We start from the raw sequence: 15569 nt of genomic DNA, 5'->3' as shown, positions 1-15569 counted from the left end.
CGACATTTGAGGGGGTAAATGTGCAATCCATGCTTCACGACGTCCGACTGCGGTTCCAGATAGACACATCCAATGGCGGTCACGATTCGCTGGCTGAGGTAGATATTTCTGTTCCGTCGCAGTCAACATTTTCCGAGATAGTCCCCGAAGTTTTGGGCTTAGCTCAACAAGTTTCCGAACAGCCACTCATTGATCCGGAAGCTCCTGTGTGGCAGGTGATCAGCCCAGCTGGCTTACCTTACGACATGTACACGCCAGTACATACGCTTCAGTTGTCTCACGGCAGTAGCATGATTATTCGTCCCCATAGACCGCAAGCAGCCCCGGTAATCCGCGATTCCGCAGAGGCACTTGCGCATTGTGGTCGCAGCAACGCTGCAGCCCGTGGCACCACCGAATGTGCTGCAATGGCTGGTGCGCTAGTAATCGTGTTACTGGGGCTTCGGCTCCCCGTGGATTCAGTGCCATTATCAGCGCGCTGGGGTGCTATCGCAGCCCTACTGAGTATCGCTTTTGTGATCACCACGCGCCCTTTGCTCTTGGTTCCTTGGTTGTTGGCCACATGGTCCAGCGTGTTCTTCTTTTTGCTCGGCGATTCCTTCACCGCTGTATCACACGCTACGTCGCTGAGCATTGTTCATACGGTGCTAGCAGCGGGAACAGTTGCAATTGTGGTTTTAGCAGGAATCATGGTGGCCGCGCGGGTGTCTCTTTGGCCGATAGCTCATTGGTTAAGCGGCATTGTTACTGTCGTGGTGTGTTCTTTCGCGAGTGCCCCTGCTGGGTGGCTGCATCGCGATCGCGAGTTTGATGTACACGGTTGGTTTAATGGAGCCGCTTCTGGTGTCATTCTTTGTGCGGTAGCGGTCATTGTTGCTGGCCCGTCGCTTGCTTTACGTGTTTCTGCTATGTCTATCCCGAGGTTGCCTAATACTGGCCAAGATCTCACGGTCAGCGACAAGGTCGAATCCCCTTCGGACATGACGTTCAAGGCGCAAAAAGCCAGTGCGATTTTTCAAGGAATGTATGTAGGTTCTGCTCTCTCGTTAGCTTTTGCGATGGCGTATCTTGCGGTCAGTCCCTCTGTTTCTGGTTATTGCGTAGCACTGTGCACATTTACCACGATTGTGTGTGTTTTCCATGCGCATCGTTGTCCTGATGCTTATAGCACGTGGGCGTTGTGGACAGCTGGAATGCTCGGAATGATCGCCGCTACTAATGGTGCTCTTGATCTGGTTGCGTGGCCGTGGATCGTGGTGAGCATCCTTGCCGCAGGTAGCACGATTAGTGCTCCGGTTTGGGTGCATAAGTTAAGCAGTGTTGCGCCCACTACCACCCAGTGGCTCCATCGTGTGGAATCGTTGGCAGTTGCTGCGATTGTTCCGCTAGCTGTACACCTTATGGGTATTTTCTCATTGATTCGTGGGTTGGGTTAGGACGATAGTCGGATGAAGACCGCTGGAATTATTGCCATTGTCCTCGCCGCAGCGTGGTGTTGTGCGTTCCCTGAATCAGTTAGCGCTCAACAACGCTGTGCCGTTAGTGCGCCGCTATCGGGCAAGCAACAATCCGCATCAGATCAATGGCAGGTTCTGCCTGAGCTGCATCGTATTGCTACTGGCCGTGGGGTCACTGTTGCGGTTATCGATACAGGCATTTCACCGCATCCACGCCTACCGAGGCTTATCGACGGCGGCAGCTACCTAAGCGGCAGTTACACCCCCACGGGAGGTCTGCACGATTGTGATGCCCACGGCACAGTTGTGGCAAGTATTATCGCTGGTCAACCTGGACCCGACCCAGTCCTCGGTGTTGCTCCGGAATCCCAGCTTATTTCTATTCAGCAAACCAGCAATACTGTAGCTTCAGGCACTGTGGCTTCTTTGGCTCATGCGATACATACCGCCATCGATCAGCATGCTCAGATCATTAATATTTCCGTTGTCTCCTGTGTTGCTAGCGATCATGCAGTTGATGATGCTGTACTCGTTGAGGCCCTCCGGCGCGCTGAAGAATCGGGCATTGTGGTGGTATCTGCAGCGGGCAATGCCACCGGTAGCACAGATGATTGTGTTCATGGCGCTCGCGTTTTTCCGGCGCACTACCCCACTGTGTTAACGGTCGGTGCATTAAAGGATCCGTATCATTTCGCGGATTACTCTATGCCTTCGCCTTTCCCATTAGTCAGTGCGTTAGGTTATGTTCCAGCGGCTCTAGCTCACGACCATCCTGGTATCTCCGGAGGCACTCTCAACCACCGCAGCGTGTATCCCTTCCAAGGAACCAGTTTTGCGGCCCCCTATGTTTCAGGTGTTGCTGCATTGATAAAGCAGCGTTTCCCCGCTGAAAGCCCAGAGCACATTCGGCAAAGAATTTTGATGAGCTCAGATCCCACCGTGGGAAAAATCAACCCAGTCCATGCACTCACAATGGAATTTCCTGCGCCTCGCACGCATCACCAGGTGAAGGTCAAGCCGCTGCACCGTCAAAAATTCATCCGTGAGCACGCAGTTGAAGTGATTTTTTGGGGACTCGTTGTTCTGATTCTTACTGAGGTCATCCAGCATAAACGTGCTAAGAAAAAACGGGAGTAAAGATGGGGTTCAAAATCCCTAGCATGCCACATTTCCACATTACGATGGCAATGCCACCACCGACGATCCAGCAGGCGGCAATGGTTGCGGCGATGAGGCTGTAGCGCATACGGGTCGACTGCACGTGATACCAGCTGAAAAATCTGTCATAGAGCCGCACTCCCCAAGCAAGAAGGTTGCTGGCCCAGTGCAGCTCTAGTGACAAAATAGCGATACCAATAAAAACGGTGAGCCAGCCAGGCCCTGGGAACGGGATGGTGATAATACCCACGACAACAACGATCCACCCCAAGGTAAGAACAAGAGGGCGAACGATAAAGCCGTATCGGGTGTGTTTAAGGTTCTCGTGGTGTCGATTCAACCGTTCGAGATGGTCTGCTACAGAATCGCGCATGGAACTCATGATTGCTGCTAAGTTCCTTTCCGCGTTAGGTGCCAGTCGCATGTGTGCGCAGTGGCTGGTTTGATAACAATTGGATAACCAATTGGTCTTCCCTACTTATACACCACGCTAGTACAGTGGCGCGAGCGCCGCCTCGGCTGTCAATGCGCTGCCTTCAGGAAGCAATCCCACAACTTCCCACGGCACTCGGTAGAATTCCTTAAACCCTAGGATGTGGGCATTTTCTTGTGTCATCAGTGTATGGCGTTGCCCGTGCTCAGAAACAACATGCCATCCGCTACCGGTATCTACCGCTTGAGACATTCCTGTACCTGCATAATGCGTAGCCGGTGAATCTCCAGAAAGCTCTACCGCAAGGTTTTCTGCGTCTTTATCCCGTTGAAACACCTTAAGATCCCAACGGGGTTGGGTGTCGTGGTCGTCTTGCCATATAAATCCAATGCACAGAGGTGGAAGGGCTGCCTCCTCAAAAGTGTATTTCCGCTCGGGAAGCCGCAGTGGTTCCTGCGAGTCGGGTAGGTCGTTGATCGCCGTTGGTGGTACGTGGCTAGCGCGCCATCCGAGATCATTGAGGATGGCTAAATGTAGGTCAGAAAGCTCCACCACGTGGGCATTGATGTTGAGCCATGAACTTTTACCGCTATGCAGAATCTCTGATTCTGGGGCCGGAAGTGCTATGGGTGGCCCTTCTGGTATCAGCGATATTACTTCCGCGGGTGGGCGCCACCGCACTGTTGATTCTGTCATCCCAATTCGCCTGCGAATACTACGTCCTTCTGGTGAGTCCGCCGGAGGCAGCAGGTAGCGTGTCGAATCCACAATGAGGTATTCCACAAACGGTGTCGCCGCGACAAGTGCAGTATTGTCCGCTACTGCAGGAAAGTCCCGCTGATGTGGATCGTGTACTTGTGTTACTTCCACGGCGTCGTCCCAGTGGCACACATGCCATGCGGGTTGTTCTTGGGATTTCTCGGGAACAATGCGTGGCGCGTCGGGGATGCCGATGGGAACCCCAATGTGTTCACGGGCCAATACTGAATCGGATGCTTTTACTGGTTGTGCGGGCTCGCCGGCAACCAGTCGTGCGGAGGCAAGATTTGCTACGGGGTGAATCTGCTGGTCTACGCGTACGAAAAGATCACCGCTGTCGCTACGCATGATCGGCGCATCGCCGGGGTCGGCGGCGGGGCTAAACACAGCTAGCGCACCTGATCCCACGCCTAACAACACCGCAGCACTGAGGCCAAAAAGTAGGCCTCTTCGTAGTTTTGCAATGGGATCGTGCAACATGCGGACGTCGCCAAGCAAAAGGCCTAGCTCGGCGCGTCGTTGGAGAAATTTGTACCCTGAAACTTGCGCTTTGCTTGCTGGACTAATACCGCGTGCTGGGCGTTGATTATTTGTCACTGCGGACTACGTCTCCTTATTCAACACATTCTGGTGTCTGCTCGGTCGCACTGCGATGAGCAAGGAGATAGCCGATGTGTGAACTTCCCCCATGTGTTTAGACGTAATCAACACCTAGGAAGGTTCCCAGATAACGCAATTTTTATAGGGAAGGCAATTCATCGTGGGTCCGATAGGCACGTGCTTGCTCAGCACGTGCACCTAATTGATCGTCGCTGGGGTAATCGACGCCGACCAAACTGAGACCGCACGCCGCTGCTACGGGGATTGAGGATGAGCGCTTGGTTTCTCCGAGAAGGTGTTCGGTGAAACCATCAGCACGCTTGCCCTCCCCCACGACTAGGCATGCTCCGACAAGGGAGCGAACCATCGACCAGCAGAAGGCATCGGCGGTGACGTGGGCTTCGTAGAGCTGGGGCTCTTGCGGAGTTGAAACGTCATGCCAGGTGAATTCTTGTAGGTCGCGGATGGTGCTAGCGCCTTCGCGATACTTGCAAAACGCTGCAAAGTCATGCATGCCGATCAATGCGTCGGCGGCGGCCTGCATTGCAGAAATATCGACGCTGCGTGGCCAGTGGGCGGTGTCGCGTGCGCGGGTGGGTAGTGCGCCTCTGGGGTGGGTGGTGACGCGGTAGATGTAACGCCGGCGTAGTGCTGAGAATCGGGCGTCGAATTCTGCTGGTACGAAGCTCATATTGTGAATACGAACATCGGCTGGCATCAATCGTGCTAATCGACGTATCAACCTGGCGGGGTCGCCTGCAATACTGCGGGTTTCTAGGGCTGCTGGGTCGACGTCGAAGTGTGCTACTTGTCCGGTGGCGTGTACGCCTGCGTCGGTGCGTCCTGCGACGGTGAGGTCGATGGGGCGTTGGAGGACGAGTTTAAGGGTGTCTTCGATTATTTTTTGTACGGTGCGTAGATCTGAGTCGCCTTGTCGCGCCCAGCCGTGGAAGTCGGTGCCGTCGTATGCGAGGTCGAGGCGGATGCGTACCGTGCCGTTAGTCATAGCGATTAATGCTAGCAGCAACGAAAAACCGCACCACGTGTCCCTCGCGTGCGGGGAATTTGTGTGGTGCGGTTGTAGGCTATGGGGCGCATTTGGTGCGCTCCATAAGAGAATTTACTTCTCTTCTGCCTCGTCAGCAGCTGGTGCTTCTGCTTCTACAGCTTCTGCAGGCTCTTCAGCCTTCTTGGAAGCAGCAGCGCGTGCGGCACGGGTAGCTTCTGCGGAGACAGTCTCCTCGAGAACGAGGGAGATCTGGCTCATTGGAGCGTTGTCGCCCTTGCGGTTCTCCAGCTTGATGATGCGGGTGTAGCCACCCTCACGGTTTTCAAACTTTGGAGCCAGCTCGTTGAAGAGCTTTGCGACGATCTCTTTGTTGGTGATGAACTTAGCAACGTTGCGACGATCTGCAACGGAGCCGCCCTTAGCCTTGGTGATTAGCTTTTCCACGTATGGGCGCAGAAGCTTTGCCTTGGCGTCGGTGGTCTTGATTGCCTCGTGCTCGATCAGCTGAGAAGCGAGGTTAGCCAGAATCTTCTTCTGGTGGCTCGCGGAACCGCCGAGACGGGCGCCCTTCTTAGGGGTAGGCATGGTGTACTCCTCGTATACAGGTTTATTGAGCGCTAGACCAGCGATTGTGACGGTGCCACTGTGCTGGTCTTAGTGGCTTTTTACTCGGTTTCTTCAGGATCCGTGTCGATGTAGTCGCCGGTTGCAGCGTCATAGCCATCGAGCTGAGTTGGATCGAAGTCCTCTGGAGCATCCTTGAGGGTCAAACCCAAGCCAGCGAGCTTGATCTTTACTTCGTTGATCGACTTCTGGCCGAAGTTGCGGATATCCAGCAGATCGGATTCGGTGCACTCTGCGAGCTCACCGACCGTGTGGATTTCTTGGCGCTTCAGGCAGTTGTAGGAACGAACAGAGAAGTTCAGATCCTCGATTGGCATGCCGTAAGCAGCGATGTACTCGGTCTCCTGTGGAGAAGGTCCGATCTCGATGCCTTCGGCTGCGGTGTTCAGCTCGCGTGCGAGGCCGAACAGCTCAACAAGGGTCTTGCCTGCAGACGCGAGTGCGTCACGTGGAGCCATAGAGTTCTTGGTTTCCACGTCGATGATCAGCTTGTCAAAGTCGGTGCGCTGCTCAACACGAGTAGCTTCAACCTTGTAGCTGACCTTTAATACTGGGGAGTAAATCTGGTCGACTGGGATACGGCCGATTTCAGCTGGGCCGGAGTAAAGAGTTGCTGGAACGTAGCCACGGCCACGCTCAACAATCATCTCGATGTCCAGACGCCCCTGCTCATTAAGGGTTGCGAGGTGCAGATCCGGGTTGTGAATCTCCACGCCTGCTGGTGGCTCGATGTCACCAGCAGTAATAACGCCAGCGCCTTCCTTGCGCAGGTACATAACAACTGGCTCATCGGAGTCAGAAGAAAGCACAAGGCCCTTGATGTTCAAGATGATGTCGGAGACATCTTCCTTCACACCGTTGATGGTGGTGAACTCGTGGAGCACACCATCAATCTTGATGCTGGTCACTGCTGCGCCTGGGATGGACGAAAGCAGGGTACGACGCAGCGAATTACCTAGGGTGTAGCCGAAGCCAGGCTCAAGTGGCTCGATAACGAAGCGCGAGCGAGCGGAATCGACGCATTCCTCGGTAAGGGTTGGGCGCTGAGAAATGAGCATGAAGTACTCTCCTGTAAGTGACGACCGCTATTTGACGTCTGTAGGCGGAAAGGATGGATAGAGGGTGAAGAATTGTAAAAATTACTTCGAGTAAAGCTCGACGATGAGCTGCTCTTGCAGCGGAACGTCGATCTGAGCGCGCTCGGGCAGCTGGTGCACGAGGATGCGCAGGGTGGACGGAACGACCTGCAACCATGCAGGTACAACAGCGTCAAGCAGGTTCTCCTGAGCCTCTTCGAACCAGATCATCTTCTGAGACTTCTCGCGAACGTCGATGATGTCGTACTGGGAGACGCGGTAGGAAGGAACGTTGATCTTCTTACCGTTCACGGTGAAGTGACCGTGGGAAACAAGCTGACGAGCCTGACGACGGGTACGTGCGAGACCTGCACGGTACACTACGTTGTCCAGACGGGACTCGAGCAGGATGACAAGGTTGTCACCGGTCTTACCTGGCAGACGGTTAGCCTCTGCGTAGTAACGGCGGAACTGCTTCTCGAGAACACCGTAGGTGAAACGAGCCTTCTGCTTCTCCTGGAGCTGCAAGAGGTACTCGGACTCCTTGATGCGAGCACGACCAGCCTGTCCTGGAGGGTATGGGCGACGCTCGAATGCCATGTCTCCGCCGACGAGGTCGACGCGGAGGCGGCGGGACTTACGGGTTGCTGGGCCGGTATAACGAGCCATAGTAAGTTACCTTTCCTTTCCTATTAAACGCGACGACGCTTTGGTGGGCGGCAGCCGTTGAATGGCTGAGGAGTGACATCGGAGATCGAGGTGACCTCGAGGCCAGCAGCCTGGAGGGAACGAATAGCGGTCTCACGTCCAGAGCCTGGGCCCTTAACGAATACGTCGACCTTCTTCATGCCGTGATCCATTGCCTTGCGAGCAGCGTTCTCAGCAGCAAGCTGTGCAGCGAATGGGGTGGACTTACGGGAACCCTTGAAGCCAACGTGGCCAGAGGATGCCCATGCGATAACAGCACCGGAAGGATCCGTGATGGAAACGATGGTGTTGTTGAAGGTGGACTTGATGTAAGCGTGGCCCTGAGCCACGTTCTTCTTAACTACACGACGACCAGAGCGACGTGCAGTGCTGCGAGTCTTTGGAGGCATGAATTACTTCTTCTTTCCGGCGATCGTCTTCTTAGGACCCTTACGCGTACGAGCGTTGGTCTTGGTGCGCTGGCCACGGACTGGCAGACCACGACGGTGGCGCAGGCCCTGGTAGCAGCCGATTTCAATCTTGCGACGGATGTCGGCTTGAACCTGACGGCGGAGGTCACCCTCTACCTTCCAGGTTGCTTCGATAACGTCACGAAGAGCAGAAACCTGCTCGTCGGTGAGGTTGTCGGTGCGCAGATCTGGGGAGATGCCGGTCTCCTCGAGCAGCTGAGCGGCACGGGCTGGGCCGATGCCGTAAATGTAAGTGAGTGCAACCTCCATGCGCTTATTGCGCGGAAGGTCAACTCCAGCGAGACGTGCCATAAGGGCAGTACCTTTCCGGTTGTTACGGTGGTTTTCTCCATGCTCGTCCTCATCACTTGCCACTTTGCCCGGTCGGAGCCGGACGATGGGGCACACAAATGAGGCTTCGGCCACCGCAGCCAAAGGTGTGGGTGACGCAGAAACGTCAGTGAAGCATGGAGGCTTCTGAATTGTGTAAGTACGACTTACTTGTAGCGGTATACGATGCGACCGCGGGTGAGGTCGTATGGAGACAGCTCAACAACTACGCGATCCTCAGGGAGGATACGAATGTAGTGCTGACGCATCTTGCCACTGATGTGAGCAAGTACTTTGTGTCCGTTATCGAGTTCGACTCGGAACATTGCATTCGGCAAAGGCTCGATAATACGACCCTCGACCTCGATTGCGCCTTCCTTAGCCATATCCTCCACATTCCTGACACCGTCAGGCACCTCACACACATGCGAGCTACCATTAGTGTCGCTTCGTTCGCTACTTTTACTGAGTCCCCACAACAAGAACATGAGGTCTCGTAGGCGCACGTGCCATTTGGCAATACACCAAACGAAAACATTACCGCGTAGATCTAGATATTTCAAGCGTTTCTTAAAAAATTTGCAAAGTCTCTTACACCCCCACCTAAGACAAACGCAAAACTCCCCGCTTCCCTACCTCAATCCTTTCGGGATATTACGAGGTAGTAAGCGGGGAGAAAGCAATATGAGAATCTAGTAAACGTACACCATATCGCCATACTGCAGTGTGTTAAAGAACGTCACCGCATCGTTGTGCCACAGGTGAATACATCCGTGCGACATCACATTCGGATTGTCTTGGTGGAATGCAATACCGTTGTTTGTGAAATACACCGAGTATGGCATCGGGGCATTGTTAAACTCACGCGAGATTTCATCCTTGACCTTGCGGTTCACATGGAAAACACCTCGAGGTGTTTCCCAACCTGGACGACCCGAAGAGATCGGCACCGCACCATAAACCACACGACCATCTTGCTGGAGCCACGCACGCTGCTGGGCAAGATCGATGCATGCACGTGCTGCCGGTGGGCAGGATCCACGATCAAACGCAGGAGCAGCTGGCGCAGGCGCCGGTGCAGGTGGAGGCGCAACAAAGGTGCGCTCTTGGATTAGTCCTGGGAAAAACAGGTTAACGGTGGCGTCGATACCGTTTTTAATTGGCGCTGCTACCTCAATGGGGAGCACATCAGCCTGCGAGATAAGGGCATTGCGCAGGTTCCATGCACCATCACGAGTCTGCTGCCCAATTGTTTGCAGCTGATCATTAATGGAGCTGGTAGCGGAGGAACCAGAGCTTAACGGCGCTGCAGAAGCAGTGGCCGGCTGTGCGGTAAGCAACGCGGTCGAGGTGGCCGTTGCGCCGATAACCGCAGTAACACGACGGCGCGTTGCCGACGGCTTTGCGTGACGAGGCTTATAGGACATAAGAGTAACTATAGTCACGCTCATTAAAAATATGAGAAAACTTACCACCGTCGGCATGTCGCATATCACTTGCAGCAGATGAAGTGGGATAAGCCAGTAATAAACGACCTACCCCACTTGATAAATATTTACCTACCTCATTCCAGGAATGTTAAAAGGCAAACGGAATGTTTGGAATATAGTCGCAATGATCGCTACCAGCGGAATGATGCCCGCAAGCACTTTCAAGATTCCCATCAAGCCCATAGCAGGCTTTTCTTCATCTTGCTTTTGGCCAGAAAGTGCACCGTTTGCATCCGTAGCAGCGCGACGAGCTGCATCAGCAGCATCCTTCGCGGTGCTTGAAAGGTCTGCGATTTCTTCTGCTTCTGGATTCTCCTTGACAGTAAGAATGCTTCCTTCAAGTCTCTCCAGCTTTTCGCGCAATGCTTGAGCTTCTGCGGCTGCAGATTCAGCCTTAGCCTTTTGCTCTTCCGCAATCGACTCAGCTTTTTGTAGCTGAGTGACAGCGTCGGATGCTGCTTTTTCAGCCACAGTAGCTTTCTCTTTTGCTTCCGTGACGGCGGTCTCCAGCTTAAATACCTTGTCAGCTAGATCCTCAACCTCATTCGCAAGATCTCCAACAGCTTCTTTGGATCCCTTTACCTGATTCTTGAGCTCGTCATTTTCTTTACGAGCAGCAGCCAACTCTTCAGTTAGCTTTTGAACTTTCTCTGCAGCTTCTTGAGCTTCCTTGGTTGCTTCAGCTGCTTTTTCTTGCGCCTCGACAATTTCCTTATCAATATCGCCGGTCAGACCCAACGCCTCATTGCTGAGACAATCCGCACCTAGCCATGCCATGTTGAACTTGGCAAATTTCAGGTTCATTCCGGTACTAAAGTCTCCACTCTCGTACACCATGCCGATGTTGCCATCAGACATAACTGTCATGCTTGAATACTGGAAACGGTTCTTTTCAATTTGGCGACCAAAGGACCATGTCTTTCCATCATCACAAGATCCCATGACCCAGCCATTATTACGACCATCCTCAGTATGCTTATGAGAATAACGCTGATCTATAGGAGCGGAATACAGCAGTACTCGCGCCGCGGCACTATTTTCCGGAGCATTAGGATAAGCCCGAATCAGCCCCACATTTATTCCCGTGTTGTGCTTTTCCGGATGCTGTGGAGGTGCAATTATTTTACGCTTAGGCGTAGACCAATTCTCACCTTGGTCTTCAGAATAGGAGACCCAGCGAGGTTTATCATTATCTTTCGAGCTCATCATCAAGCGACCATCAGATAACTCGACTATTTTACTTTCATCGCCCGAAAATCCTGCTCCACCAGCAGTTCCTATACCTGCCTGCCATGTCTGTCCATGATCATCGGAATAGATGGCCAGATTAATAAACTTGGCCGAATCCTTCGGATCAATATCCACCGATATCGGAACTATCAACCTTCCAGCGTGCTCCCCATATTGCAACTGAATACCCGCACCCGATGTTACGAATCTACCGCGTCCATCAAAAATAGTATCCCCCGTAGAAATGCTACTAACTTTTGCAGTTAATGCACTAAGAAGACGCATATTCCCCCAAGTCTGCCCCCCATCCAAAGATTCCACCACAACCGTATCTTGCACATCACGTTTTTGAATCTCGGCCTCAACGTCCCCCTCATTAAAACCTGCCGAAGATTGACCCACACGATAGTCGTACGCCCGAACAAAGAAAGCAAAAATTTTTCCAGTTGTTCTATCAGTAACCAATGCAGGATCCGTATAGGACAACTCCCTTACGTCAGCTGTCCCCTGAGCTATATATCCAAAATCTTCAAAAGATTGTCCATTATCAACAGAGCGATACAACTGTATATCGGTTTGCATATTCTGCCTGTTAATTCGCTTCATATTCTCATAGGGCGCATCCCTACACCAAGTCTTAGCGCCATCTCCACCGCCATACCGATTATCAAAAGCAAGAAGAAGATCACCATTCTTCGCTGTTACCAACGCCGGAATTCGATAGCATCGGCTCTGGTCAGGCTCCGGAGCTCGGATCACTCGCCCCTCTTCAAAAACTTCTTTTTCATTCACTGCTGGCAATTGCAGGTCTCCAGCCGCCCCGCGGGCAACAGGCTTTGGCGGCGCTGCATCAAAGAGCCCTGTTTCAGCACTCGGCAACGTCGCAGCCACTTCTCCTTCCAGTTCTGCGGTAGCAGGCACAACAGTCTCGGGCTCTTCTGCATTCACTGGCGCGACAAGCGATGTGAATGAAAGTGTTAATACTGCACTGAGGCCGAGAATCGCCCGGCTATAGGTTCGGTTTGAGGAATACACAGGCCAACCTTTCAGGGAGGAACAACACCCACCATCCGACATCAGACGTCTGATGTCCTATAGATAGAGATTGCTCATGAGGGATTTGAGGGGAGATCGGAGCACGTCCCGAAATTCACATGTCCAATGGGTCGCGCACCATTGAGTTTTAGCGTAGCGAGATTCCCGCTAGAGGTCACAAAATGAACAAAATTGTGTTCCACAACATTACATAACGGTAAAGATTAGACCTTAATGAAAGTAAATAGCCCCCACCCCGTACCCCCATACCGAAAAGAAATTGGTGGTCGATTGTGTATTACCACAACCAACCACCGATTAGCTATCCGAAAGTTTTATTACTTTCGCGGAGTCAAAATCCTAGGACCATCGTTGGTTGCCGCAACCGTATGCTCCCAGTGTGAGGACCAAGAGTTATCGTCGGTAACTACGGTCCATTCGTCGGCAAGCACGATGGAATCTACGGATCCGAGGGTCAGCATGGGCTCGATGGCTAGTACCGATCCTTCTTGGATCATGGGGCCGCGGCCGCCTTTGCCCTCGTTTGCTAGGTAGGGCTCTTCGTGCATTTCGTGGCCGATTCCGTGGCCACCGTAGCCGTCAACAATGCCGAGTTGTACGTTGAATTTCTTTTCCGCTGCGCGGGTGGCCATCTCTAGGGCGTGGGAGACGTCGGTAAGCCTGTTACCGGGGATCATTGCCTTCATGCCTTCATAGAGAACCCACTCGGTGGCCTCGTTCAGTGCGCGCACGTCGTCGGTAATGGTGCCAATACCGAATGTCCATGCGGAGTCGCCAACCCAACCATCCAAGGTGGCACCGCAGTCGATGGAAACTAGGTCGCCCTCTTTGAGGATGGTTTCTTTGTTGGGGATTCCGTGCACGATAACGTCGTTGACCGAGGCGCAGATAGAGCCTGGGAATCCGCCGTAGCCTTTGAAGGTCGGGATTGCTCCACGATCACGGATGGTCTGCTCGGCGATAGCGTCGAGCTCAAGGGTGCTTACTCCAACGGCTGCCGCGGCGCGCACCGCTTGGAGTGCCTCGCCGACGATTTCACCTGCTGCCTGCATGGCGTCGAGCTCACCTGGTGTTTTTGCTGGGATTACTTTTCGCTTAGACCTAAAGCCCATGGCTGTGTTTTCTTTCTGTTGTGTTCATAAAAAATCCGAGGATCGTTCCCCTGTGTGGTGTCACGGAAAACGCCTCGGATTTCAACGATATGTGGAGCTATATAAGAGCTAGATTACTTGCCCAGTGCTCCGAGGGTGCGAGCATTGATGTCCTCGATGCTGCCCTCTGCATTGATGGTGATGATGTCGTCACCATAGTGGCGGATAAGTGGTGCGGTTTCGTCGCGGTAAACCTGCAAACGGGTGCGGATGGTGTCTTCATTGTCGTCCGCACGGCCACGAGCAAGCATGCGCTCAACCACTACATCTTCAGCGACTTCGTAGTTAATAACACCGTTGAGCTCAACGCCGAATCCTTCCAGCATTTCCTTGAGGATCTCAGCCTGCTCAACAGTGCGTGGGAAGCCGTCAAGAAGGAATCCAACCTCTGCGTCGTCTTCTTGGAGGCGAGCCTTCACCATGCGCGCGGTGACGTCGGTAGGCACAAGCTTGCCGGCATCAATATAAGATTTTGCTTCCTTACCCAGTGGGGTGCCCTCGCCAATGTTGGCACGGAATAGGTCACCGGTAGAGATGTGAGGAATGCGCAGCTTTTCGGAGAGGATAGCCGCTTGGGTGCCTTTGCCAGCACCGGGAGGTCCAAGAAGTACGAGTCGCATTATTTAAGAAGTCCTTCGTAGTTGCTTTGCAGTAGCTGGCTTTCGATCTGCTTGACGGTTGTCAAAGCCACGGAAACCATAATCAAAATTGCAGTACCGCCGAATGGTGTTGATCCAGCAGAGCTTGCCCCAACGCCCAAGTCGAGAGCGATGTTAGGCAAAACAGCGATGATGCCAAGATACAGCGCACCGACGAACAGGAGTCGGTTCATCACATATCCAAGATACTCCGCCGTAGGACGGCCTGGGCGGATTCCTGGAATGAAACCACCGTACTTCTTCATGTTGTCCGCTTGCTCATTGGGGTCATATTGCACAGAAACGTAGAAGTAAGAGAAGAAGATGATAAGCGCAAAGTACAACACGATGTACTGCCATGAGGATGGCGTTTGCAGGTATTGAATAACGTTGCGCTGCCACCAGTTATCGGAAACTTCGTGGGAGCCGGAGTTGATGATCTGCGTGATCAGCACTGGCATGTAGATCAAAGAGGATGCGAAGATCACGGGGATAACGCCGGCCTGGTTGACCTTAAGAGGCAGGTAGGTAGAAGAGCCACCGTACTGACGACGTCCCACCATGCGCTTTGCGTACTGCACTGGGATACGGCGCTGGCCTTGCTCAACGAAGACCACGCCCACGACCAAGACGATCACAGCAACAAGAACCACAGCGAACACAACGCCGCCAGAAGAACTCAAGATGTTGGCGCCATCAGAAGGAATGCGAGTTGCGATACCCGCGAAGATCAGTAGGGACATGCCGTTACCGATACCGCGCTCAGTGATGATCTCACCGAGCCACATCACCAAGATGGCGCCAGCGGACATGACCAACACCAGCATGACCAAGGTCCACAGGTTACGATCTTCCTTCAGCACCGAAACACCACTGCCCAACAGCTGCTCACGGTCAGCAAGAGCAACGATGCCCGAGGACTGCAGCAGCGCAAGACCCAAGGTGAGGTAACGCGTGTACTGATCCATCTTTGCTTGGCCGGATTGCCCCTCTTTTTTGAGTTCCTCAAACTTAGGGATCACAACCGTTAGCAGCTGCACGATGATCGACGCCGTAATGTATGGCATCACACCGATAGCAAAGATCGACAGCTGCAGCAGGGCTCCGCCCGAAAACAGGTTAATCAGTGAGTAGACGCTCGAAGAGTCCGACGTCAACTCACGAAGCCGACCGCTAATCGACGCGTAATCAACACCCGGAGACGGGATCTGCGCACCGATTCGGTACAAGATGATCAACGCGATGGTGATCAGAATCTTCTTGCGAAGATCCGCATCTCGGAATGCCTGAAAAATCGCAGACACTTAGCCTCCTGGTTCTCCTACCACCCCCAAAGCGATAGGAGATGTGTGTAAACGTATGCCCTAAGCCTTAGAAAATGTGAAGCCACATTCGATATTC

At 53.3% G+C, this 15569-nt stretch carries 16 protein-coding genes; 2 read left to right on the top strand and 14 right to left on the bottom strand.

Annotated features, from left to right (window positions below):
• Positions 1–20: 20 nt before the first annotated feature.
• On the top strand, positions 21–1436 hold the full coding sequence (gene eccD / locus AT687_RS02380; RefSeq protein WP_014310047.1) for a type VII secretion integral membrane protein EccD: 1416 nt from the start codon (positions 21–23) through the stop codon (positions 1434–1436).
• Positions 1437–1448: 12 nt separating this feature from the next.
• Positions 1449–2594 (top strand): S8 family serine peptidase, encoded by a 1146-nt coding sequence (locus AT687_RS02375; RefSeq protein ID WP_014318697.1) that lies wholly within the window; start codon positions 1449–1451, stop codon positions 2592–2594.
• On the opposite strand, the gene AT687_RS02370 is transcribed toward AT687_RS02375, so the two are convergent.
• From AT687_RS02370 to secY, 14 genes are all read right to left on the bottom strand, one after another.
• Positions 2575–2997 carry a TIGR02611 family protein gene (locus AT687_RS02370; protein ID WP_004566864.1) on the bottom strand — a complete coding sequence of 141 codons (423 nt, stop codon included), beginning with the start codon at positions 2995–2997 and terminating at the stop codon, positions 2575–2577. The genes AT687_RS02375 and AT687_RS02370 overlap by 20 nt on opposite strands.
• Positions 2998–3105: 108 nt before the next feature.
• Positions 3106–4404, bottom strand: coding sequence for a type VII secretion protein EccB (gene eccB / locus AT687_RS02365; protein WP_014310045.1), 1299 nt, complete (start codon positions 4402–4404; stop codon positions 3106–3108).
• A gap of 142 nt (positions 4405–4546) precedes the next feature.
• On the bottom strand, positions 4547–5413 hold the full coding sequence (gene truA / locus AT687_RS02360; protein WP_014318695.1) for a tRNA pseudouridine(38-40) synthase TruA: 867 nt from the start codon (positions 5411–5413) through the stop codon (positions 4547–4549).
• Between the two features lie 114 nt (positions 5414–5527).
• On the bottom strand, positions 5528–6001 hold the full coding sequence (rplQ, locus tag AT687_RS02355) for a 50S ribosomal protein L17 (protein WP_004566860.1): 474 nt from the start codon (positions 5999–6001) through the stop codon (positions 5528–5530).
• Between the two features lie 80 nt (positions 6002–6081).
• Positions 6082–7098, bottom strand: a complete 1017-nt coding sequence (locus AT687_RS02350; RefSeq protein WP_004566858.1) for a DNA-directed RNA polymerase subunit alpha — start codon at positions 7096–7098, stop codon at positions 6082–6084.
• Between the two features lie 81 nt (positions 7099–7179).
• On the bottom strand, positions 7180–7785 hold the full coding sequence (gene rpsD, locus AT687_RS02345; RefSeq protein ID WP_004566857.1) for a 30S ribosomal protein S4: 606 nt from the start codon (positions 7783–7785) through the stop codon (positions 7180–7182).
• 23 nt (positions 7786–7808) lie between these two features.
• Positions 7809–8213 (bottom strand): 30S ribosomal protein S11, encoded by a 405-nt coding sequence (gene rpsK, locus AT687_RS02340; RefSeq protein WP_004566855.1) that lies wholly within the window; start codon positions 8211–8213, stop codon positions 7809–7811.
• 3 nt (positions 8214–8216) lie between these two features.
• Positions 8217–8585, bottom strand: coding sequence for a 30S ribosomal protein S13 (rpsM, locus tag AT687_RS02335; RefSeq protein ID WP_004566853.1), 369 nt, complete (start codon positions 8583–8585; stop codon positions 8217–8219).
• Positions 8586–8770: 185 nt separating this feature from the next.
• Positions 8771–8989 (bottom strand): translation initiation factor IF-1, encoded by a 219-nt coding sequence (infA, locus tag AT687_RS02330; protein WP_004566852.1) that lies wholly within the window; start codon positions 8987–8989, stop codon positions 8771–8773.
• A 306-nt stretch (positions 8990–9295) separates the two neighbouring features.
• Entirely contained in the window at positions 9296–10087 is a 792-nt protein-coding gene (locus tag AT687_RS02325; RefSeq protein ID WP_014318694.1) for a L,D-transpeptidase, read from the bottom strand.
• Positions 10088–10162: 75 nt separating this feature from the next.
• Positions 10163–12358: a sialidase family protein gene (locus AT687_RS02320; protein WP_014318693.1), complete on the bottom strand. Its 2196-nt coding sequence runs from the start codon at positions 12356–12358 to the stop codon at positions 10163–10165.
• 338 nt (positions 12359–12696) lie between these two features.
• Positions 12697–13491, bottom strand: coding sequence for a type I methionyl aminopeptidase (gene map, locus AT687_RS02315; protein WP_014318692.1), 795 nt, complete (start codon positions 13489–13491; stop codon positions 12697–12699).
• A 113-nt stretch (positions 13492–13604) separates the two neighbouring features.
• Positions 13605–14150, bottom strand: coding sequence for an adenylate kinase (locus tag AT687_RS02310; protein WP_014318691.1), 546 nt, complete (start codon positions 14148–14150; stop codon positions 13605–13607).
• Positions 14150–15472, bottom strand: a complete 1323-nt coding sequence (gene secY / locus AT687_RS02305) for a preprotein translocase subunit SecY (RefSeq protein WP_010934368.1) — start codon at positions 15470–15472, stop codon at positions 14150–14152. The genes AT687_RS02310 and secY overlap by 1 nt, the downstream gene beginning before the upstream one ends.
• Positions 15473–15569: the final 97 nt, after the last annotated feature.

Origin of the sequence: Corynebacterium diphtheriae (assembly GCF_001457455.1) — a bacterium.
Classification (GTDB): domain Bacteria; phylum Actinomycetota; class Actinomycetes; order Mycobacteriales; family Mycobacteriaceae; genus Corynebacterium; species Corynebacterium diphtheriae.
This window is presented reverse-complemented; position numbering and strand designations above follow the sequence as displayed.